General features: G+C 71.4%; 19 protein-coding genes. 12 read left to right on the top strand and 7 right to left on the bottom strand.

Annotation, left to right across the window (positions count from 1 at the left end; translation table 11 throughout):
- Positions 1-582: 582 nt before the first annotated feature.
- Entirely contained in the window at positions 583-1,590 is a 1,008-nt protein-coding gene (locus ACIGXW_RS32080) for a PHP domain-containing protein (protein WP_399576456.1), read from the top strand.
- Positions 1,572-2,546 carry a non-homologous end-joining DNA ligase gene (gene ligD / locus ACIGXW_RS32075; protein ID WP_399576455.1) on the top strand — a complete coding sequence of 325 codons (975 nt, stop codon included), beginning with the start codon at positions 1,572-1,574 and terminating at the stop codon, positions 2,544-2,546. The genes ACIGXW_RS32080 and ligD (ACIGXW_RS32075) overlap by 19 nt, the downstream gene beginning before the upstream one ends.
- Before the next feature lie 3 nt (positions 2,547-2,549).
- Here ligD (ACIGXW_RS32075) and ligD (ACIGXW_RS32070) read toward each other — a convergent pair whose 3' ends face one another.
- Entirely contained in the window at positions 2,550-3,470 is a 921-nt protein-coding gene (gene ligD, locus ACIGXW_RS32070; RefSeq protein WP_399576454.1) for a non-homologous end-joining DNA ligase, read from the bottom strand.
- 32 nt (positions 3,471-3,502) lie between these two features.
- Between ligD (ACIGXW_RS32070) and ACIGXW_RS32065 the strand changes: the two genes are divergently transcribed.
- A complete protein-coding gene (locus tag ACIGXW_RS32065; protein WP_399576453.1) occupies positions 3,503-4,537 on the top strand; it encodes a Ku protein in 1,035 nt (344 codons plus the stop codon).
- A 35-nt stretch (positions 4,538-4,572) separates the two neighbouring features.
- Here the strand turns inward: ACIGXW_RS32065 and ACIGXW_RS32060 are convergent, their stop codons facing one another.
- Entirely contained in the window at positions 4,573-7,299 is a 2,727-nt protein-coding gene (locus ACIGXW_RS32060; RefSeq protein WP_399576452.1) for an ATP-binding protein, read from the bottom strand.
- 380 nt (positions 7,300-7,679) lie between these two features.
- Between ACIGXW_RS32060 and ACIGXW_RS32055 the strand changes: the two genes are divergently transcribed.
- Genes ACIGXW_RS32055 through ACIGXW_RS32035 form a run of 5 tightly spaced genes read left to right on the top strand, consistent with a single transcriptional unit; the run spans position 7,680 to position 12,017 of the window.
- Complete coding sequence (locus ACIGXW_RS32055; RefSeq protein WP_071964185.1) at positions 7,680-9,197, top strand: ATP-binding protein; 1,518 nt, start codon at positions 7,680-7,682, stop codon at positions 9,195-9,197.
- A 28-nt stretch (positions 9,198-9,225) separates the two neighbouring features.
- Positions 9,226-9,612 carry a roadblock/LC7 domain-containing protein gene (locus ACIGXW_RS32050; RefSeq protein ID WP_071964198.1) on the top strand — a complete coding sequence of 129 codons (387 nt, stop codon included), beginning with the start codon at positions 9,226-9,228 and terminating at the stop codon, positions 9,610-9,612.
- Complete coding sequence (locus tag ACIGXW_RS32045; protein ID WP_399576451.1) at positions 9,609-9,983, top strand: DUF742 domain-containing protein; 375 nt, start codon at positions 9,609-9,611, stop codon at positions 9,981-9,983. The genes ACIGXW_RS32050 and ACIGXW_RS32045 overlap by 4 nt, the downstream gene beginning before the upstream one ends.
- Entirely contained in the window at positions 9,964-10,587 is a 624-nt protein-coding gene (locus ACIGXW_RS32040) for an ATP/GTP-binding protein (RefSeq protein WP_071964183.1), read from the top strand. Before ACIGXW_RS32045 ends, ACIGXW_RS32040 begins: the two co-directional genes overlap by 20 nt.
- Positions 10,584-12,017 carry a cytochrome P450 gene (locus ACIGXW_RS32035; RefSeq protein WP_399576450.1) on the top strand — a complete coding sequence of 478 codons (1,434 nt, stop codon included), beginning with the start codon at positions 10,584-10,586 and terminating at the stop codon, positions 12,015-12,017. The genes ACIGXW_RS32040 and ACIGXW_RS32035 overlap by 4 nt, the downstream gene beginning before the upstream one ends.
- A gap of 110 nt (positions 12,018-12,127) precedes the next feature.
- Here ACIGXW_RS32035 and ACIGXW_RS32030 read toward each other — a convergent pair whose 3' ends face one another.
- Both ACIGXW_RS32030 and ACIGXW_RS32025 read right to left on the bottom strand, forming a co-directional pair.
- The gene (locus ACIGXW_RS32030; protein WP_399576449.1) at positions 12,128-13,684 is read right to left on the bottom strand and encodes a hypothetical protein; all 1,557 of its coding nucleotides are present in this window, start codon (positions 13,682-13,684) and stop codon (positions 12,128-12,130) included.
- 40 nt (positions 13,685-13,724) lie between these two features.
- Positions 13,725-14,510 carry an HAD family hydrolase gene (locus ACIGXW_RS32025; RefSeq protein ID WP_399576448.1) on the bottom strand — a complete coding sequence of 262 codons (786 nt, stop codon included), beginning with the start codon at positions 14,508-14,510 and terminating at the stop codon, positions 13,725-13,727.
- A 420-nt stretch (positions 14,511-14,930) separates the two neighbouring features.
- Here ACIGXW_RS32025 and lnt point away from each other — a divergent pair, with 420 nt between their 5' ends.
- On the top strand, positions 14,931-16,484 hold the full coding sequence (lnt, locus tag ACIGXW_RS32020; protein ID WP_399576447.1) for an apolipoprotein N-acyltransferase: 1,554 nt from the start codon (positions 14,931-14,933) through the stop codon (positions 16,482-16,484).
- Here lnt and ACIGXW_RS32015 read toward each other — a convergent pair.
- Together ACIGXW_RS32015 and ACIGXW_RS32010 are read right to left on the bottom strand one after the other, a co-directional pair.
- A complete protein-coding gene (locus ACIGXW_RS32015) occupies positions 16,456-17,361 on the bottom strand; it encodes a Gfo/Idh/MocA family protein (protein ID WP_399576446.1) in 906 nt (301 codons plus the stop codon). The genes lnt and ACIGXW_RS32015 overlap by 29 nt on opposite strands.
- Before the next feature lie 35 nt (positions 17,362-17,396).
- The gene (locus ACIGXW_RS32010; RefSeq protein WP_399576445.1) at positions 17,397-18,572 is read right to left on the bottom strand and encodes an FAD-dependent monooxygenase; all 1,176 of its coding nucleotides are present in this window, start codon (positions 18,570-18,572) and stop codon (positions 17,397-17,399) included.
- Between the two features lie 70 nt (positions 18,573-18,642).
- On the opposite strand from ACIGXW_RS32010, the gene ACIGXW_RS32005 reads away from it, so the two are divergent.
- The 3 genes from ACIGXW_RS32005 to ACIGXW_RS31995 all read left to right on the top strand — a co-directional run bounded on the left by ACIGXW_RS32005 (position 18,643) and on the right by ACIGXW_RS31995 (position 20,698).
- Complete coding sequence (locus ACIGXW_RS32005; protein WP_399576444.1) at positions 18,643-19,251, top strand: TetR/AcrR family transcriptional regulator; 609 nt, start codon at positions 18,643-18,645, stop codon at positions 19,249-19,251.
- Between the two features lie 40 nt (positions 19,252-19,291).
- Positions 19,292-19,807 (top strand): DinB family protein, encoded by a 516-nt coding sequence (locus ACIGXW_RS32000; protein WP_399576443.1) that lies wholly within the window; start codon positions 19,292-19,294, stop codon positions 19,805-19,807.
- Between the two features lie 168 nt (positions 19,808-19,975).
- Positions 19,976-20,698 carry a hypothetical protein gene (locus ACIGXW_RS31995; protein WP_399576442.1) on the top strand — a complete coding sequence of 241 codons (723 nt, stop codon included), beginning with the start codon at positions 19,976-19,978 and terminating at the stop codon, positions 20,696-20,698.
- 75 nt (positions 20,699-20,773) lie between these two features.
- Here the strand turns inward: ACIGXW_RS31995 and ACIGXW_RS31990 are convergent, their stop codons facing one another.
- Positions 20,774-21,460 (bottom strand): uracil-DNA glycosylase, encoded by a 687-nt coding sequence (locus tag ACIGXW_RS31990; RefSeq protein ID WP_071964173.1) that lies wholly within the window; start codon positions 21,458-21,460, stop codon positions 20,774-20,776.
- Between the last annotated feature and the right edge of the window lie 126 nt (positions 21,461-21,586).

The following is a 21,586-nucleotide window of genomic DNA, read 5'->3' as shown; positions in this document are numbered from 1 at the left end:
GCCGGGGCCGCCCAGGAGCGCCAGGCTCTCGGTGCCGTCGCGCAGGGTGACGCGGGGGTGCGCGAGGACCTGTTCGCGGACCACCAGGTCCAGCAGGTCACGGGTGCAGGCCACCATGAACTGCATCTCCGGCCGGCGCGGCAACCAGCCGGGCGGCGAGAACACCACCAGGTCCGTCGGTATGGCGATGCGCCGGGCGCCCGCGGCGATCCAGCGCCCGAGCGTGCCGGGCAGCAGCGACTCGACGGCGCGGGCGCCGCCGGACATCAGCAGGTGCGCGTGGCGGGCCTGCGGCAGCCCCGTGCGCGGCACGGCCCGGGCCGGCAGCCGGTCCCGCTCGACGATCACCACCTCGCCGACGTGGTCGGCCAGGGCGGACGCGGCCAGCATCCCGGCCATGCCGCCGCCCAGCACCACCGCCCGGCGGGCTCTGGGCTCGGTGCGGTCCCAGCGCTGCGGATCACTCATCGTGCGGCTCCCTCGTCTTGGCCAGTGGGAGGTGACCTGCCCGCGCCGCACGCCGCCCGAACACGTGCGGGCGGGCGGCCCGTGGCGCACGGTGGTGACGTGGAGGTGGGTGCCATGGAGCCCGTGGAGGCGCTGGAGCGGATCGCGTTCCTGCTGGAGCGCGCCCAGGCGCCCACGTACCGGGTGAAGGCCTTCCGCACGGCCGCCGCCGTGATCGCCGCGATGAAGCCCCAGGAGGTGCGGCGCCGTGCGGCCGACGGCTCGCTGACGCAGGAGAAGGGCATCGGCCCCAAGACCGCGGGCGTGGTCGCCGAGGCGGCGCGCGGCGAGGTCCCGGCCTATCTGGCCCGCCTGGAGGAGGAGGCCGCAGAGCCGCTGGCCGAGGGCGGACTGGCCCTGCGGGCGGCGCTGCGCGGCGACTGCCATCTGCACTCGGACTGGTCGGACGGCGGCAGCCCCATCGAGGAGATGGCCCGCGCGGCCCGCGCGCTCGGGCACGAGTGGGCCGTTCTGACCGACCACTCGCCCCGGCTGACGATCGCCCGCGGCCTGTCCCCCGAGCGGCTGCGGGCGCAGCTGGAGGTGGTCGCGGAGGTCAACGAGCGCCTCGGGGACGGCTTCCGGCTGCTGACGGGCATCGAGTGCGACATCCTGGCCGACGGCTCGCTGGACCAGGAGGAGGAGCTGCTGGAGCGGCTGGACGTGGTGGTCGCCTCCGTGCACTCCAAGCTGCGGATGGACGCGGCGAGCATGACCCGGCGCATGGTCTCGGCGGTCGCCAGCCCGCTCGTGGACGTCCTGGGGCACTGCACGGGACGGATCCTGGGGCACCGGCCCGAGTCGGAGTTCGACGCGGAGATGGTCTTCGCGGCCTGCGCCCGCTTCGGCACCGCCGTCGAGATCAACAGCCGGCCCGAGCGGCTCGACCCGCCGCGCCGGCTGCTGCGCACGGCGCTGGACGCGGGAGTGCTGTTCTCCGTCGACAGCGACGCCCACGCCCCCGGTCAGCTGGACTGGCAGATCCACGGCTGCGCCCGCGCCGAGGAGTGCGGCGTGCCCGCCGAACGGGTCATCACCACCTGGACGGCCCGGGAGTTGCTGGAATGGACCGCATCGAAGTGACGCCGGCGCACGCTCTCCCCGAGATCCGCCCCATGCTGGCCACCCCGGCCCCGCTGCCCGCCGGGGACGACGAGGCCTCCTGGGGCTTCGAGGTCAAGTGGGACGGCGTGCGCTGCGTCGCCTACGCGCCGGGCGACGGCACCCTGCGGCTGGTCACCCGGGCCGGCAACGACGCCACCGCCACCTATCCCGAACTGCGGGGACTGGGCGAGCGGCTGCCCGGCCGGCCGGTGGTGCTGGACGGGGAGGTCGTGGTCGTGGACGAGCGCGGGCGGCCCGACTTCGGGCTGCTGCAACGCCGGATGGGGGTCGCCAATCCGCGCCGCGCGGCGCATCTGGCCATGGAGTACCCCGTCCACCTGATGCTCTTCGACGTCATGTACCTCGACGGCGCGCTACTGACCGAGCTGCCCTACCGCGAGCGCCGTGCCCTGCTGTACGGGCTGGGCGTCGGCGGCCCCAACTGGTCGGTGCCCGCGCACGTGGAGGGGCACGGCCTGCAGGCGTGGGACGCCACGCTGCGCGGCGGCTTCGAGGGCGTCCTGGCCAAGCGGCTGACGTCCCGCTATCTGCCGGGCGTGCGTTCACCCGACTGGCGCAAGACCAAGCATGTGATCACCCTCGACGTGGTCATCGGCGGCTGGGCGGAGGGGCGCGGCCGCCTGGCGGGGCTTCCCGGCGCGGTCCTGGCCGGCCTGCGGGACCCGTCCGGGCTGCGCTACGTGGGCTCCGTCGGGTCCGGGCTCTCCGAGCACGAACGGCAGGACCTCGCCCGCTACCTGTCGGTGATCCCGCGCGCCGACTCCCCCTTCGCCGGCCCGGTCGACGTGTCCGGCGCGCACTGGGTCGAGCCGCGCCTGGTCGCCGAGATCGCCTTCACCGGCTGGACGGCCGCCGACCGGCTGCGGCACCCGACGTGGCACCGGCTGCGGCCGGACCTGACCCAGCTGGGGTGAGGCTCAGGGCAGCCGTCCCCGGGTGCGGTCGCCGCACAGTCCGGCCAGCGGGTCGCCGTGTGCGTCGAGGCGGTCGAGGACCTCCTCGGGGGTGAAGGAGAGCGCGTCGGGTGCGGTGCAGGAGGCGACCTCGTCCCAGGTGACGGGGGCGGCGACGCCGGGGCGGTCCGGCAGCAGGCGCACGGTGTAGGGGGCGGCCGTGGTCTTCGCGCTCGCGTTCTGCGACCAGTCGATGAGCACCTTGCCCTCGCGTTCGGACTTGGTCATGGAGACCACCACCAGGCCGGGGTGTTCGTTCATCATCCGCTTCGCCAGTGCCTTGGCGTAGTGCCCGGTGGCCCGGCCGGAGGCGGCCTCGACGGGCGCGTACAGGTGCAGCCCCTTCGCTCCGGAGACCACCGGATACGCCGTGAGCCCGTCGTCGGCGAGCAGCTGGCGCAGGCGCTGGGCGACGCGGCAGCAGACGACGAGGTCGGTTCCGGGGCCGGGATCGAGGTCGAGGACCAGACGGTCGTGGCCCTCGGGGCCCGCCTCGGCGGTCCACTGCGGGACGTGCACCTCGTACGCGCCGAGGTTCACCATGGCGATCAGGGCCGCCGTGGAGTCGATCATCACCTGTTCGGCCACCCCGTCCTTGTGCCGGACCGGCACCCGGGGCACCCAGCCGGGTGATCCGTTGGGCGGGGTCTTGGCGATCCAGCTCTCCCCGCCGGTGCCCTCGGGGGCGCGGACGAAGGAGGCGGCCCGGCCCGCCGCGTGCGGCAGCATCGCCGCGGCGACGCGGGCGTAGTACCGCAGGATCTGGGCCTTGGTGTGCCCGGACGCGGGAAAGAGCACCCGGTCCAGGTGGGACAGGGAGAGCCTGCGGCCCTCGACCTCCACCACCTGCCGTTCCGGGGACTGCCGCTCCGAAGAAGTGGACATAAGGTGATAATTCCCACGGAGGGACGTGAGCTATGCGGAGCATGTGGAAAGGCTCGATCGGCTTCGGGCTGGTCTCCGTGCCCGTGCGGCTGTACGCCGCCACGGAGGAGCACGGCATCAGGCTGCACCAGGTCCACGACGCGGACGGCGGCCGCATCCACCTCAAGCGCTTCTGCGACGCGTGCGGCAAGGAAGTCGACTACGAACACGTCGCCAGGGGCTTCGAGGACGACGAGGGCCGCACCGCCGTCGTCACCAAGAACGAGCTCGCGGGCCTGCCCCTGCCGAGCAAGAAGCTCATCGACGTCCTGGCCTTCGTCGACGCCGACCGCATCGACCCCCTCCAGCTGTCCGGCGCCTACTACCTGGCACCCGAGAGCGCGGCGGCGAACAAGCCCTACGTCCTGATGCGCGAGACCCTCAAGCAGACCGAGCGGGTCGCCGTCACCAAGATCGCCCTGCGCACCCGTGAGTCGCTGGCCCTGCTGCGCGTCCACGAGGACCTGCTGACCCTGCACACCATGTACTGGCCCGACGAGATCCGCGACGCCGACGACCTCGCCCCGCCCTCGTCCGTCACCGTACGGCCGCAGGAGCTCAAGATGGCCACGAGCCTGATGGACACCCTCTCGGAGGACTTCGACCTCGACTCCCTGGAGGACGAGTACGAAGTGGCCCTCGACGAGCTCATCACCGCCCACCTGGACCACCGGCCCGCGCCCCGCAAGGAGACCACCCCCGCACCCGACAACGTCATCGACCTGATGGCCGCCCTGCAGGCCTCCATCGACTCGGCGGGCGGAAAGGGCGAGGCGGGAAAAGAGGCGAAAGCGGCGGCCGGGGGCACCCCGCGGAGTCGCGCGAAGAAGAGCGCCGAATCGAATAAAGGCACGAGCAAAAAGGCCGCGGCCAAGAAGACCGCGGCCAAAACCACCGCTTCGAAGAGCGCCGCCTCGAAAAGCACGGCCACCAAGAGCAGCGCATCGAAGAGCGCTGCCTCGAAGAGCACGTCGGCAAAGAACACGAAAAAGGCCACCGCCAAGAAAACGGGCCGCCGCGCCTCCTGAGCTCCATGCCCTCGGGCGGCGACCCGCTCCCCTCCTCAGTCCTTCTGCTCACCGCCCTTGAACGCGCACGCCACGACCTCGGACCGGGCCCGCTCCACCAGCCCGTCCGCCCCGCAGCGCTCCGCGATGACCAGCCCCTCGTGCAGCCGCTCGACCGCCTCGACCTCACGGCCCACCGCACGCAGCATGGAACCGTGATCGACCAGCGCCGCCGCGTACTCGTACTGGCAGGGCGACTGGCTCAGCAGTCCGACCGCCTTCTCGAGCCGGGCGAGCCGCTCCTCCGGCCCGTACAACCGCGCGGAGCGGCGCAGGGCCTCACCGATCGCGGTCTCGGTACCGAACCGGTTCGCATGCCGGACGGCCTGGTCGGCGAGGTCCCGGGCACGCTCGGGCTCCTCGTCGGCGACGGCGGACGCGAGGTCGAGCGCCCAGGGAGCCCAGAGCGTGTTGTGACGGCCACGCTCGTCCAGTCTGCGCCCGGCGGCCTCGAGTTCGGCGACGGCCTCCTTCACCCGGCCCCGCTCCAGCAGCAGCCGACCGGCCAGGCAGGCGGCGTCCGGCAGCACGATCACCGGGGAGTAGGGCGGCTCGAAGAGGTTCTCCTCCGCCACGACCTGCGCCTCGTCGATCTTGCCGCGTGCGATCAGGGTGTCGATCAGCAGGCAGGTGCCGTCCCACTGGGTGGGCAGCCCCGGGCCGAGGCGGTAGGCCAGCTCCAGCCCCTTGCGCAAGGTCTCCTCGGCGCGGTCCAGTTGACCGCGCCGCCGCTGGACCAGGCCCAGGAAGTCATGGGCGAGGGCCAGATGGGCACCGCTCCAGCCGGAGATCTCGAAGGCGCGCACGGCGTCCGTGAAGAACTGCTCGGCCTGGTCGAGCCGGTCGGTGTAGGCGAAGGTGATACCGATGATGCTGGGGAGCTCGAAGCCCCACTCGGTATTGGTCCACCCCATGCCCTCGGCGAGCCGGCCGTCGACCAGCGCCCGCTCGACCGCCTCGATGACCTCCAGGGCGTTGTCGCCACGGATCATGCCGTCGAAGCCGCGCAGCGCGAGCAGGGCCCGCTCGGAGTTGTCCCGACCCCTGAGCGGACGGGCGAGTTCGGCGATGCGCCGCGACCGCCCGTGCGCGTCCTCCTCCTCGACCTGGATGCCCTTCCACAGATAGTGGGCGGCCTGCAGACGCATCAGACCGGGCCCCGGTGGCGTACGGGAGGCCTGGTCCGCCACCACCGCGACGGCCTCGCGCAGCTGGCTGTTGTGCGCGTACGCCTGGGAGAGCCGGTAGGTCGCGTCGACGCGCAGCTCTTCGCTGAGGTCCGGCAGGTCCAGTGCGGCGCGCAGGTGGTTGACGGTGGTCTGCGGCGAGGTGAGCAGGGCGGCGCAGCCCAGCTCGTAGAGGAGCATGGCGCGCTCCTCCTCCGCAGGCGGCTCCTGCAGCGCCCGCTCCAGACAGCGACGGGCGGCGTCCGGGGCGCCCACGGCGAGGTGCTCGCGGGCGGCGGCACGCAGCTGGTTGACCACGTCGGGGTCGCTGTCGGGGTGCACTTCCAGCAGGTGCCGGGCGGAGACGGCCACGCCCTTGCCCGCGTCCGCCGACAGCCAGGCGGCCTGGCCGTGCATGGCGGTACGGGTGGCCGCGGGGATGGCACGGTAGACCGCGGTGGCGATCAGCGGGTGGACGAACTCCAGCCGCTCGGCGCCCACGAGGATGCGGTTCTCGCGCAGCTGGTCGGCGCAGTCGGATGCCTCGGCCGGGCCCATGCCCGCGAGGCTGGCCGCCAGCCGTGCCTCGATCTCCGTGCCCAGGACGGCCGCGGCCCAGGCGAAGCGGGTGACCGACGAGCCGAGCAGCTCGAGACGGGACACCAGGCCCTTGCCGCGGGCCGCCGCACCCAGATCGCGCAGCAGCGCCGCGGACTCCTCGACCGGCTCGATGTCCCGGTCCTGTGCCTTGGCTATCAGCTCGACGACCTCGTACGGGTTTCCCCCGGTGACCGCCCAGACCTCCCGGCAGAAGGGCGGATCGGCCTTGGGGCCGAGGGCTTCGTGGACCAGGCCGGCCACGGCCTCCGGAGTCAGGGTCCGCAGTTCGACCGGCCGGACCGCCCGGCCCTCGACCAGGTCACGGAAGGCGGGCGTGTGCTCGGGCAGTTCCTTGGGCCGGTAGGCCAGTACGAGCAGCAGGGGCATCTCGCCCAGCCGCACGCTGAAGGAGGTGAGCCAGGACAGCGACTCGGGGTCGGCCCAGTGGGCGTCGTCCACGACGACGACCAAGGGCTTCGTCTGGACGGCGAGTTGGGTGACCACCCAGTCGAGTCCGTCGCGCACGCCCTGGGGGTCGGCCTGCGGGCCGACGGGCGGCACGATGCCCAGCGCGGGCCCGGCGATGTCGTACCAGCCGCCCAGCAACTCCTGCCGGGCGGACGTGGTCATCGGCGCCAGAGCGGGCTGGAGCAGCTGCCGCACGACGTGGAACGGCACCTTCTCGGCCGACCTGCTGCCGCGGGCGAAGAGCACCGTGCACGTGCCGCACTCGGCGGACAGCCGCCGCACCTCGGTGAGCAACGCCGTTTTGCCCAGGCCGGCTTCACCGCTGAAGAGGAGTAGACCGCCTTCCTTCGGCTGCTCGCCGCCGTCCTCTGATCCGTCCGGTCCCTGGCGGCCGCAGAGGCCGTACACCGCCCGTTCGACGACGTCGAGCTCGCGCTCGCGCTCGAACAGGGCGGCAGATGGGTCGCGTTCACGCTGATGCCCCGACATGGCGATGTCTCCCCGGAGAATGTGGTGGGGCGAGCCTAGCCCCGTCCGTCGGCGTACGGGCCCGGTTCGCCGGACGGACCACCCGTGAGCGTGACCTTCACCCCCCACCGAACGTCCATTCAGGCCGTTCGGAAATGCATTCGCTCACCTGGTGCAGGTCATTATGAGGCCATTCGAATTCGCTCGTCAGCCCATCACGCGAATATGACAACTTCGCGCCGGAGCATCGGTGCGACAAGCTACGCTCCATCTCGCGCAGCGGGCCGCCTGGCTCGGCACGCTGCGGCCAAGTGCTGTGCTGCCGCCGCCTTTCCGGGAGAACGGAAAACGCCGCGCGCCGGCCCCCACTCCTTTATGTCTCAAGAGTTCCGAGGATCTCGATGGTTGGTACTGGCTCGTCGGCTTCAGGGCGGCCCCCCTCCGCTCTTATATGGGTGGTCTCCCCTCTGGTACTGGCCGTGTGCACGGTCACGGCGTCCCTCGCCGTGACGCCCGAGGCGCGCGCGCCCGTGGCCTGGTGCGGGGCCGCGGCCACGGTCGCCGTGGCACTGGCCGCCGCCGAGGCGGCCCGCCGGGGACGGGTGATCGCCGGGCTGCGCCGGCGCCACGCCGAGCGGGAGGCCCTCCTGCAGCACCGGCTCGACCAGCACGACGCGGAGACCTGGCGCTTCGCCCGCGATGTGATGCCCGAGGCGCTCAAGCTGATGCGCCACGGCGCCCCCACCGACCAGGTCCTGCGGGTCACCATCCCCATTCACGAGCTGGAGCCGGGCTTCGCCGCGGCGCACCGCTCGGTGGTGCGGTCCGTGATCGAAGCCGTCCAGGCGGAAGAGGCGCTGCGTGACGCCGCCCACCGCGCGTTCGTCAACATCGCCCGCCGCATGCAGGCCATCGTTCACCAACAGGCCTACGACATCCGGGAGATGGAGCACAAGCACGGCAACAACCCGGACGTCTTCGGCGACCTGCTGCACCTGGACCACGGCAACGCCCTGACCGGCCGCCTCGCGGACAGCATCGCGGTGCTCGGCGGCTCGCGCCCGGGCCGTCAGTGGCGGTCCGAGATCCCGCTCTACAACGTGCTGCGCGGCGCGATGTCGCGCATCCTCGAATACCGTCGCGTGGACCTGCACTCGGTGGCGGACGTGGCCGTCGTCGGCCCCGCCGTCGAGCCCGTGATCCACGCGCTGGCCGAGCTGCTGGACAACGCCACCCGCTACTCCCCGCCGCAGACCCGGGTGCACCTGACCGCCGTGGACATCCAGTCCGGCATCGCGGTGGAGATCGAGGACGCGGGCGTCGGCCTGACCGACGAGGCCCGCCGCCGCACCGACCGGGTGCTGTCCAAGGAGGGCGGACTCGACCTGGACGACCTCGGCGAGTCCCCGCGGCTGGGCCTGGCGGTGGTCAGCCGGCTCGCCAACGCCCACGACTTCATCGTCTCGCTGCGCCCCTCGGCGTACGGCGGCGTCCGCGCGGTGCTGGTCATCCCCCCGAACCTGATCACCGCGAGCCGGTTCCCCGGCGGCGACATCGCCCGCGCGCCCAAGCTTCCGCCGTACAAGAAGAAGCGGCGGCCCGGCTCCGGCTCCATCCCCGCCCAGCCCTCGGCGGCGCCGATCATGGACAGCCCCGTCCCCCCGCCACTGGGCGACAGTGGACTCCCCCAGCGCCGGCGCCGGCGCGGCCCCGCACCGCTCCCGTTCGGCCGGGGTGCGGCCGAACGCGGCCGCGGCGGCCCCGCCCGGCGGACCCCGGCGGCCCCGCCCGCTCCCGAGGAGCAATCCGTACAGCCCGGGCTGTGGCTGGCCGCCTTCACCAGCGGCATCAACGGAGAGCTGCCGCAGGAGCGGAACGGACGGCAGATCAGTGATATCCCGTCAGACAAGGAAGAGTAGCCAAGTGACGCAGCAGCCGCGGTTCAACATGGACTGGATGCTCAAGGACCTGGCCACCAGCGTCCCCCAGACCCGCCATGTGATTGTGCTGTCCTCGGACGGCCTGCGCATGGCCCAGCACGGCACGGACACGGAGGTAGCCGACCGCCTCGCCGCCGCCTGCGCCGGACTGCAGAGCCTGTCCTCGGCCATCGCCTCGGAGTTCCCCCACGGGGACGGGCAGATGCGCCTGGTCGTGATCGAGGTCGACGGCGGATTCTTCTATCTGATGGCCGCCGGGGCCGGGGCCTATCTGGCCGTGCTGGCCGACGACGACGTGGACGCCGGGCTGATGGGCATGAAGATGCGGGATCTGGTGGCCCGTATCGGCTCCCATCTCACGAGCCCGCCCCGGGTCGGTGGGCCGGTGACATGACCGGAGCCGGACCCCAGCCCGCGTCCGGTCCGGAGCCACCGGGCAATCCGGACCGGCTGTACATCCTCACCGGTGCCGAGGGCACCACGGAGGTCAAGAGAGACCTCGACCTGGTGACACTGATCGTCTCCCGCACGGAGTCCGACCCCGGGCTGCAGCCGGAGCACGCCGCCGTCGTCAGGATGTGCGACTACCCCCTGTCGGTCGCCGAGATCTCGGCCTACCTGGAGCTGCCGGTCAGCACCCTCTCCCCGCTCCTCACCGAGCTGCTCACCGGCGGGCAGGTCGAGGCCCGGCCACCGGTACCGGCGGCCGCCCTGCCCGATGTTCGACTGCTTGAGGCGGTGATGCATGGACTACAAAAGCTCTGACGGCTACGCCGGACCGCGGACCGAGGACATCCTCCCGGCCTCCGCCACCGCGGCCGTGAAGGTCGTGATCGTCGGAGGCTTCGGGGTCGGCAAGACGACCCTGGTCGGCGCGGTGAGCGAGATCCGCCCGCTGACGACCGAGGAGACGATGACCCAGGCCGGCGTCGGGGTGGACGACCTGGCCGGGATCGAACAGAAGACCGAGACCACGGTCGCCATGGACTTCGGCCGGATCAGCATCAACGACCACCTGGTGCTGTACCTGTTCGGCACACCCGGGCAACAGCGCTTCTGGTTCCTGTGGAACGGCCTCTTCGAGGGCGCACTGGGTGCCGTGGTCCTCCTCGACACCCGCCGGATGGAAGTCAGCTACGACGTGATCGGCCGCCTGGAGGAACGCGGCGTCCCCTTCGTCGTCGGCGTCAACGCCTTCCCCGGCGCCCCCAGATACCCCATGTCGGAACTGCGCACCGCGATGGACCTGGACGACTCCGTCCCCATGGTCGACTGCGACGCCCGCGACCGCGCCTCCTGCCGCGACACCCTGATGGCCCTGATGCGCTATCTGTACACCCTCACTACCGTCCCCACGGAGTCACAGTGACCGACACGTCTGAACACTCGCGCACCGAAGCCCTTTCGACGCCGCCGCCGGGGTGCCCGGCGAGCAAAATGGGCCTGGGGCCGGGCCCGGGCGGCAGGACCCGGCTGTACGGGCCGGAGGCGGAGAACGACCCGTACGGGCTGTACGAGCGGTTGCGCGAGGAGCACGGTCCGGTCGCGCCGGTTCTGCTACACGGTGACCTCCCGGCCTGGCTGGTATTGGGTTACCGGGAGAACCTGGACGTCACGCGGACGCCGTCGCGGTTCTCGCATGACCCACGGCTGTGGACCGAGATGCGCGAGGGACGGGTTCCCCCCGACCATCCGCTCCTCCCCGTCGTCACCTGGCAGCCGATGATGTCGTACGTCGACGGCGAGCAGCACGAGCGGTGGCGTGGAGCGGTGAACGACAGCATCGCGCGCCTCGACAAGAGGGGCATCCGCCGCCACGTGACGCAGTGCGCCAACCAACTGGTGGACCGCTTCTGCGGCTCAGGCGAGGCCGATCTGGTGCACCAGTTCGGCGAGCATCTCACGATGATGGCCATGACACAGATTGTCGGCATGCCTGAGGAGTACAGCCCTCAGCTGGTCAGCGCCTCCCGCAACCTGGTCAAGGGGAACGAGTCGGCGATCGCGAGCAATGAGTTCATTCAGGAGACGCTCCGCAAACTGGTGGCGCGCAAGCGCGCTCAGCCGGAAGCCGACCTCACCAGCTGGCTGCTTGAGCATCCTGCCGAGCTGACCGACGACGAGGTCCAGCAACACCTTCGACTCATTCTCGTAGCCGCGTTCGAAACAACGGCGAACCTCATCGCGAGCACGTTGAAAATGGTCCTGACCGACATTCGCTTCCGGGCCTCACTGGCGGGCGGACACATGACGCTCCCGGACGCCGTGGAGCAGGTGCTGTGGGACGAGCCGCCCTTCCTGACCGTCGTCGGCCGCTGGGCCGCGCAGGACACAGAGCTCGCGGGGAAAGAGATCAAAGCGGGTGACGCCTTGGTGCTGGCCTTGGCCGCCGGCAATGTGGACACCGCCGTCCGGCCCGACCTGGACGCCCCGATCCACGGGAATCGAGCACATCTTGCCTTCAGCGGCGGAGCGCATGAATGCCCCGGCCAGGACATCGGTCGGGCGATTGCCGGTACCGGCATCGATGCCCTCCTCCTGCGACTGCCGGATCTCGCACTCGCCGTCGAGGAGTCGGAGCTCTGCTACCACTCTTCACTGCTGTCCCGCAATCTCACTGCGCTCCCGGTGAAGTTCACGGCGAGTCAACCGGCCTACCGTGAGCTGACCACCGTTGAGATCCCATCCGCTGGGGCGATCGACGTACAGTCCGCTCCGGCTGCGGCGCCATCCGGGCAAGGGCCCGAGCCCCGCGTCTCCTGGTGGAAGTCCCTCCGGCGCTGGCTGCAGCGCCGCTAGAGGGCTGACGAGCGGTCTGACCAGGTAGCGAAGTTGAGATCGCCGCACCTGCGGGTCAGCCAGGGGCCTCCGTCCCGGCGCGGCCCGCAGCTACGGTCTTCTCCCTACCCCTACAGTGCGGCTCGACCGGACAATTCGGCCGGACACGCAAGGTGAGATTCGATCTCCCGATTCCGCTGCGGCCTGTGCTGGTCCTCTCCGATAGCGAGGGTGAGGCGAATGGCCTGGGCCGCGAAGGTGGTGTCAAGGACACGGTTGTAGCCGTTTCCGGCTGTTGCGATCAGTTGCCAGGCAGGGGCGGGGCCCCAGGATCCGTCGATACATTGCTGGCTGAGAAGGCGCTCGTAGTCGATGTCGTTGGGGATCCGCAGCGTACGGCACATGAGGACGCGCAGGGCCTGGCCGGCCGGCTCACCGGTGGTTCCGATCCGCTCGGTGAGCCGCGCGGCCAGCAGGGTCCCGAACCGGTCACAGAAGCCGGCCGATCTGCGGGCGATCCGGAAAAGGGTGTACAGGAAGAAGTCCGGGGAGGGGGTGTAGAGGGAGCCCTGTTCGTATCCCCTGTTCTCAAGCAGAGCGTAGAGGAAGTCCTCCGTCCTCCGGGCGGCGGGAGCCTCCTGGTACCCGGCCAGGTAGAGAAGGCACAGGGCCGAGGAGCATACGACGGAGTCGACGCGGGGACGTTCGGGATGGAAGTACAGCTGGATGAGGCCGTCCCTGTTGACGTTGTCGAGGATGCGCTTGGCGGCCCGCTGGAGCATCGGCTGATCGGCCAAGCCGTAGGAATACAGGGTGGACAAGGCCAGCCCAGTGTCGTCCGAGTCGATGGGCAGATCTTTCATCAGCGGATGAGGGCTGCGCAGGAAACCGTACAGGCCGTCCTGTTCGAGGGACGCTAGCTGGCGCAACAGCGCCCTACCGGGCTCGCTGCGAGCGATCGTTTCGCTGGCGTCCAGGAGGTAGAACAACGACCAGGTCTCGTCCACAGGGTGGTGCTCGCCGGTTTCGGTCACCGCCTCCGAGCGAACATCATCCGTCCGCAGACTATGCCGAATGTAATCCTCGGCGGCCTTGAGCCTGTTCTTCTCGCTGCGCAGCCGCCAGAGGTCTGCTGGCGTCCGATAGCGGACCGAGCGGATCCCCATGGAGCGCGTGAACTGCAGAGTGTGCTGGTCGGCTCCGAGGTAGACCGTATCGCGCGGTGCGATGGCCCATCGACTGCACAGGCGGGTGACCGCGTCCAGGCTGGCTGGTTCCGCCCCCAGCTCGCCGGTGGTAGCGACGTCAACGAAGCGGGCCCAGAGGTCAGGCAGCTGTTCACGAACGCAGTTCCAGTCCGCGGCCGGCATGGCAGCCAGGCAGTACAGATTCGTACCTTGGCTGGTGAGGGTGTCGAGCATGTCCGCGAGCTGGGGTGAGGGGCGCCAGGTGCTCCTGTGCGCGATGACAGCTTCGGCAATGGCCGATGGGTGGACGCCGAGTGCTGTGGCGATACGCTCGAAGGCCTCCTCGCTGGTCAGCTGCCCCGCCGCGTAACGCAGCCATGTGGCCGATTGGAAGACTTGGCGGGCTGGTACGTCGGCCAGCTCGCCCGTGAGCGAGCCGCTGCTCTGAAACAGGACACCTTCGGCTTCGAGGATGACGTTGCGGACGCCTGCTCCCGTCACCGGAGAGCTCCTTTCTTCGTGGCGAATCTCAGCCGGAAGGTCATCGGGTCGGGATGGCGAACGAGGCCGCCGTCAGAGACGAACGATCTGCAAGGGTCCAGCCGTGGCGGCGGGCGGCAGCGGCCAGCTGGGGCCCCGGTTCGAAGGCGACGGGGTGCCCTACACCCGCCAGCAGTTCGATGTCGGAGGTGGAATTGCCCACGGCGGCGCAGTGCGCCAGGTGCTGCTGCCCGCCAACCAGATCTGTCGTGAGCGCCAGCCTTTCCCGCGCCATTGCCGGCCTGCGGGAGTACTGCCCGGAGTAGAGGCCGTCCTCGGCTGCCAGGACTGCGCCACGCCACTGGTGGAAGCCCAGCGAGAGAGCCACTTGCTCCACCACCTCCTGCGGACTCCCGGAGATGAGGATCAGAGACGTGCCCCGACCACGCAATTCTTCCAGCAACGGGGCGACGTAGGAGAAGACGTTGGGCGCCTCTCGCTCCCACAGCCGGCGAGCGACTTCCTGGACCCGGTGTAGTTCGCAGCCCCGCAGGGCCTGCGCATAGAGCCGATAGGCGGTACTCACGGAGTGCGGCTCGTGCAGCCGTTCTTGATCGAGGGAGTACAGGAAGTCGAACAGCCGCTCTGTGGCCGCGCTGTGGCAGATTCCAGCGGTGCTCAGATCCTCGAGCAGGAGGATGCCCATGGCATCGGGGTGGAGCGTGCCGTCGAGGTCGAAGACCACATGCCGCGGCGCGGACGAATCCGGCAGGTCTCCTGCGCCGGCGGTGCGGGCTGCAGCCGGGACCCAGTCCTCGGCCATGCACTGCCCCACCGATCTGGTCATAGGCAGACCTCCTTCCTCAGCCTCACGCGGAAGCGTTTCTGTATGCCGCCTCCCAAGAGGACCAGATTCGCGGCCTCATCGGAACGGCTCACACATGGAGCATCGAAGGCCGTGAGATACCCACCATGCCCCTAAACGCGCAAATCGGATGGTTTGACCTGGTCCCGAAGCGCGAATACGCGGCCTCGACGGGCCGCGGAGGAAGCACAGCGATCAAGCCGAGGCGGCGGTGGACCGGGCATGGCACGGACCATGAGATCGGACAAGCGCCTGTCGAGATATCAGCTCATTCGACGAGTCCGTGTTAGCAAACTGAACTCGCCGATTGAGATGGCCTCTTACTCGCGTTGGGCATGCGGCACGATGGATCACCGGGAATCCTGACGCCAATGCTCGGTAAGCCCGAGGAGGGCGCACATCATGACGATCACGTCGGCGAAGGAGCCAGAACGCCCACTGCTCGCCTCGCCCTGGTCGCGGGCCCTCACGTCCGTCCTCGCCGGCGCACTGCCCGCTCTCGCCTTCCCCGAGCCGTCCCTGTGGTGGCTGGCCTGGGTGGCGCTCGTGCCGTGGATGCTGCTGGTGCGGTCGGCAGTCAGTGGGCGGCGGGCCGCGCTCGAGGGCTGGCTCGGGGGGGCCGGGTTTCTGTTTGCTCTGCATCATTGGCTGCTGCCTAGTCTGCATGTGTTCATTCTGGTGCTGGCCGCGCTGCTGGGGTTGTTGTGGGCGCCCTGGGGGCTGCTGGTGTACCGGCTGCTGGGGGGATCGCCCGGGTGGGGCCGGGTTCTGGGGGCGTTGTTCGTGGTGCCCTCCGGGTGGCTGGTCGTCGAACTCGTGCGGTCCTGGGAGTACTTGGGTGGGCCCTGGGGGCTGCTCGGGGCCAGTCAGTGGCAGGTCGCTCCCGCGTTGCGCGTCGCCTCCGTCGGAGGGGTGTGGCTGGTCGGGTTTCTGATCGTCGCCTTCAATACCGGGCTTGCCGCGGTGATTTCGGCGCCTCGGGCCCGTGCCGCCGCATTCGGTGGCCTGCTGGCCTGTGTCCTAGCCGTGGGTGGCATCTGGGTGTGGGCGCCCGTGCCGGATTACGCCGGTACGGTGCGGGTCGCGATCGTCCAGCCCGGGATCATCGACGGCACGGGCAGCGTCCAGCGGCGCTTCGACCGCGAGGCGGAACTCACCCGCTCCCTGGCCGGGCAGCGGGTGGATCTCGTGGTGTGGGGTGAGAGCAGCGTCGGCCAGGATCTGCAGAACCGCCCCGACCTGCGCGACCGGCTCGCCGCGCTCTCACGTGAGGCCCGCGCCGATCTGCTCGTCAACGTCGACGCCCGCCGCTCGGATCAGCCGGGGATCTTCAAGAGCTCCGTCCTCATCGGTCCGGACGGTCCCACCGGGGACCGTTACGACAAGATGCGGCTGGTGCCGTTCGGCGAGTACGTCCCTTTCCGTTCGGTGCTCGGTTGGGCGACGTCCGTGGGCAAGGCGGCCGATGAGGACCGGCGGCGCGGCGAGACGCAGGTGGTGATGCGGCTGCCGGAGACCAGCGGCCGCGGTCTGCGGGTCGGGCCGCTGGTGTGCTTCGAGTCGGCCTTCCCGGACATGAGCCGGCAGCTGGCCCGGGACGGGGCCCAGCTGCTCGTCGCGCAGTCGGCGACGTCCACCTTCCAGGGCAGCTGGGCGCCCGCCCAGCACGCCTCGCTCGCCGCGCTGCGCGCCGCCGAGACCTGGCGGCCCATGGTGCACGCGACGCTCACCGGAGTGAGCACGGTGGCGGATCCGCGCGGCCGCACCGTCGGCGAGCAGCTCGGCACGGACCGCAGTGCCGCCGCCATCTACGACGTCCCGCTGGCGCGGGGCACCAGCCCGTACGTACGGACCGGGGACTGGGCCCTCTACGGTGCGCTCGCGATCCTTGTCGTCCATGGTGCCGCCGAAGGCGTCCGGCAGGTCGTCAGGAGGCCTGGGCGCCGATCGCGGTGACGATCCGTTCGCACAGCTCGTGGGTGAGCAGCGCGTCCGCCGCGTCCAGCGTCCTGCCCGCCGCCACGGCCTCGAGGAAAGCATCGACGATCTGCTCGATGCCGCGCTGCCGGGCGACGGACACCCAGTCGCCGCGGCGGCGGACCGTCGGCTGGCCCTTGTGGTCGACGACCTCGGCGAGGTTGAGGACCTGGCGCTTGGTCTCCTGGCCGGAGACCTCCAGGACCTCCTCCGTGGAGCCGCTCATGCGGTTCATCGTGCCGATGGCGGTGAAACCGTCGCCGGACAGCTGCAGTACGACGTGGTGCGCCAGGCCGTCGCGCACCCTGGCCCGTACGTCGACGTGGTCGACGGTGCCCGGCGTGAGGAAGCGCAGGGTGTCGACGACGTGGATGAAGTCGTCGAGGACGAGCGTGCGCGGGTCCTCGGGGAGGCCGACGCGGTTCTTCTGCATCAGGATCAGCTCGCGCGGGTGATCGGCGCACTGGGCGTACCCGGGGGCGTAGCGGCGGTTGAAGCCGACCATGAGGGAGACCTGCCGCTCCCGGGCCAGGTGGACGAGCCGCTCGCTCTCGGCGAGGTCGTAGGCGAGCGGCTTGTCGACGTAGACCGGGACGCCCGCCTCGAGGAGGCGGGTGACGATCTCGGGGTGTGCGGCGGTCGCGGCGTGCACGAACGCCGCGTCGAGGCCGGCCGCGAGCAGGGAGTCGAGGTCGGTGTGGCGCCGTTCGTGCGGCACGTGGTGGGTGTCGGCGACGCGGTGCAGGGTGGCCGGGGTGCGGGTGTGCAGGTGGACTTCAAGGTCCGGCCGGGTGGTGAGTACGGGCAGATACGCCTTCTGCGCGATGTCTCCGAGGCCGATGCAGCCGATTCTCATTCTGGCCTCCCCTGGGCGCGCCTACTGCTTCCTGCTCAGGCAGCATACGTCCGTACGGGCGGGCGCCAGTCGGCGATGCCGTCGAGGCCGCGGAGCATGAGCCCCGGGGCGAGGCGGCCGGCGGCGCCGAGTGCGGCGTCGCGCAGGACGGCGGGGGCGCCGTTGAGCATCGACGCCCGGCCGGCCCGCGCCGAGCGGCGTACGACGTCCATGGTGCGCGGCAGCCGGTCGTGGGTGTAGGCGGCCAGCGCGGCCGTGGGGTCCTCGCGGGTGGGGGCGAGGTGGTGGGCGAGGACGACCGCGTCCTCGATGGCCTGGTTGCCGCCCTGTCCGAGGCTCGGGGGCATGGCGTGGGCGGCGTCGCCGAGGAGGGCGGTGCGGCCGCGGTGGTAGGCGGGCAGGGCCTGGGCCATGTAGTGGACGTCGTGCCGCAGGACCGCCCCGGGTTCGGCCGCGGCGAGGATGCCGGGGACGGGGTGGTGCCAGCCGCCGAAGCGGCGCAGGAGCTCGGCCTTCTCGTCGGGGGCGCGGTCGCGTGCGGGGGCGGGGGCCGCCGCGTAGGCGTAGACGCGTCCGTCCTTCAGCGGCTGGCTGCCCCAGAGCCGGCCTCCGCCCCAGGTCTCGTGCGGCGCGAAGGGCTGCTCGGGCGCGGGGACGACCACGCGCCAGGTGGTGAATCCGGCGTACGCGGGCCCGGGGTGGGTGGGGAAGAGTGCGCGGCGTACGGCCGAGTTGACGCCGTCCGCGCCGACGACGAGGTCCGCCTCCAACTCCCCGTCCGGGGTGGCGACGCGGGCGGGACGGCCGGCGGCGCCGGGGTCGGCGAGGGTCGCGGGGGTGCCGGTGCGGACGGCTCCGTCAGGCAGGTGCGCGGTGAGCAGAGCGGCGAGGGTGGCGCGGTGCAGGAGGACCAGCGGGCCGCCGAAGCGCCGGGCCGCGGCCCGGCTGTCGGTACGGGCCAGCCAGCGGCCGTCCGGCCTGCGCAGTCCGGCGTCGCCCTGCCAGGCGGCCAGCGGGCGGACCTCGTCGCCGAGGCCGATGACGTCCAGGGCGCGCTGGGCGTTGGGGGCGAGGGAGATGCCGGCGCCGACGGGTTCGAGGGTGGCGGCCCGTTCGAGGACGGTGACGTGCCAGCCTCTCAGCCGCAGGGCGACCGCCGCGGTGAGTCCGCCGATTCCGGCACCGATGACGACGGCACGGGGCTGTTCCATGACTCCTCCTCGTCACTACATCTGTAGTGAGAGATTACTACGCCCGTAGTGATGCGGCTAGGTTGGGACCATGACCGCAGCACCACGCAGCGCCCGCACCCCTGGAGCGCCCTCCCGCGCCGAACTGATCGCCGACACCGCCATCGCACTGCTCGCCGAGCGGGGCATGCGGGGCCTGACCCACCGCGCGGTGGACGAGGCGGCCGGACTGCCGCCCGGCTCGACCTCCAACCACGCCCGTACGCGCGCGGCGCTGCTGGAACTCGCGGTGCGCCGGCACGCGGTGCGCGAGGCAAGGGTGCTGACGCCGACGGAGATGCCGGCCCTGGCGGGAGGAACGGACGCACTCGCCGACGCGCTGGCCCTGGCGCTGCACCGCTCGCTCACCGGCCATCGCGAGCTCGTCCTCGCCCGCTACGAACTGGCGCTGGAGGCGACCCGGCGGCCGGAGCTGCGGAAGATCTACGACGAGGAGGGGCAGGCCTTCCGAGAACCACTGGTCGCGCTGATGACCGCCGCAGGCTCGGACGATCCGCAGCGGCACGCGCTGTCCCTGCTGGCGTGGTGCGAGGGGCTGATGTTCTCGTGCGTCGCCGGGTCGTTCCACGCCGAGGTGCCGGAGCGGGCGCAACTGCGCGCCGGCTTCGCCGAGCTGCTGCGCGGCATGCTCGGCCGATAATCCTTGGCGCCGCCGCGCCACGACCGCCAGGATGGCGGCCATGACCACACCCGAACGCATCGCGCCACCCACCGTCGCCGGCGAACGCATCGCTCTCGAGGGCTTTCTCGACTATCAGCGCGCCACCCTCGCCATGAAGTGCGCCGGGCTCGACGACAAGAGCCTGCGGGAGGCCTCGGTGCCGCCGTCGGAGCTGACGCTGCTCGGGCTCGTACGGCACATGGCCGACGTCGAACGGCACTGGTTCCGGCGGATACTCGCCGGGGAGACGTCGGCCACGCCGATCTTCTACAGCGACGAGGACCTCGACGGGGACTTCCGCACCTGCGAGCAGGACACGGCGGAGGAAGCCTTCACCGTCTGGCGGGCGGAGGTCGCCGCGGCCCGGGAGGCGGCGGGTGGACACTCGCTGGACGACCTGAGCGTCGGTACGCGCGCCAACGGCGACCGGTTCGATCTGCGCTGGATCCTGCTCCACATGATCGAGGAGTACGCACGCCACAACGGTCACGCGGACCTCATCCGTGAACGGATCGACGGCGCGACCGGGTCATGACGGGGGAATGACCAGGGCGGGATGGCCGGGGTGGGATGACCGGGGCGGGATGACCGGGGAGTGACGGTGTGACGGACGGCGCACGGGGGCCGTCCGTGATCCCGTATCACCCCCGCGAGGAATTCCCAACGGGCCGTGGGTCCCAGCAGGGTTGGGCGGGTGCATCGAATGCCCGCAGCGGCCTGCCTGGTGGCGGTGGCGATGTCGGCCGCCACCGGCTGCGTCGCCGTCTCCCCGAATGACGACCGGTCCGTACCGCCCCGCCTCTCCCGTGCCGCGGAGCCCGAGGCCGGGCCCGGCCCTGCCCGCGAGTCCCTGGTCACCACGGGGGACGGCCCGGAGCGTGGCAGGGCGTCGCTGGGGCGGTCCACGGATCCGCCCCTGCTCCTGACCGGTGACCCGCCCTGGGGCCCTTCGTGGGAACCAGGCCGGGAGCCGGTGTGGGGTACGGGCGAGGGCCCGGGAGGAGAGCCGTCCCGGGACGCCGGATGGGGGCCCTCCTGGCGGCCGTCATGGGGTCCGTCGTGGAACAGGGGGCAGGGCGCGCCCGATTCGCCCCGTCCCGCCGGTCCCGGCGAGCGGGAGCACGCGGAGCCGCCATGGGCGGCAGAACGCCCCGCGGGCGGCGGCCGTTCCGCCGAACCGCCCGCCTCGGCACCCGCCGCCCGGGAGGTGCACGAGGCGCCGGCCCCTCCCGCCCGCCGGCACGAGGAGTCCCACGGCCGGCCGGGCCACGAGTCGCACCACGAGGCCCCGGCCCCGGCGCCGGCCGCACCCGCGCCACCACGGGGCCGCAGCGGCAACGGCGTCTGTGCCATGGGCGACACCTACGGCAAATGGCAGAAGGGCGGCGACGCCTCGCGGATCTGCCGTCAGGTGTACGGGAACTGATCGCCCTGCCGGCGACCGGGCCGGTTCGGACCGTCGAACCGGCCCGACCCGACACCGGTCAGAACGACCGACCGCTCAGACCGCGAGGTCCGGGATGCGCCAGTCGATCGGCTCGTGGCCCTGGGCCGCGATGGCCTCGTTGATCTGGCTGAAGGGGCGGCTGCCGAAGAACTTCTTCGCCGACAGGGGCGAGGGGTGGGCGCCCTTGACGACGATGTGCCGCTCCTCGTCGATGAGCGGCAGCTTCTTCTGGGCGTAGTTGCCCCACAGCACGAAGACGGCCGGGTCGGGCCGGGAGGCCACGGCGCGGATGACCGCGTCGGTGAACTTCTCCCAGCCCTTGCCCTTGTGGGAGTTGGGCTCGCCGCCGCGCACCGTCAGGACGGCGTTGAGCAGCAGGACGCCCTGCTCGGCCCACGGCTGGAGGTAGCCGTTGTCCGGGACGTCGTAGCCGAGCTCCTCCCGCATCTCCTTGTAGATGTTGCGCAGCGAGGGCGGCGTCTTGACCCCGGGGCGCACGGAGAAGGACAGGCCGTGGCCCTGGCCCGCCCCGTGGTACGGGTCCTGGCCGAGGATGAGGACCTTGACCCGGTCGAACGGAGTGGCGTCCAGGGCGGCGAACACCTCGCCGCGCGGCGGGTACACCGGCGCCTTCGTCCGCTCCTCCTCGACGAAGGCCGTGAGGTCCTTGAAGTAGGGCTTGTCCAGCTCCTCGCCGAGGACTCCGTGCCAGGACTCGGGCAGCACGTCGGTGACACTCACGTCGACAACCTCCGGTGGTTCGTTCCGTTCTCGCGTGAGAACTTACCCGCCACCACTGACAACGCCGTCCGCGCGGCCGCCGGGGACCCTGCGGGCCCCGGCGGCCGGGGGCGTCGTACCCCGTCA

It is taken from the genome of Streptomyces sp. NPDC053079, assembly GCF_044546695.1.
Taxonomy (GTDB): domain Bacteria; phylum Actinomycetota; class Actinomycetes; order Streptomycetales; family Streptomycetaceae; genus Streptomyces.
This window is presented reverse-complemented; position numbering and strand designations above follow the sequence as displayed.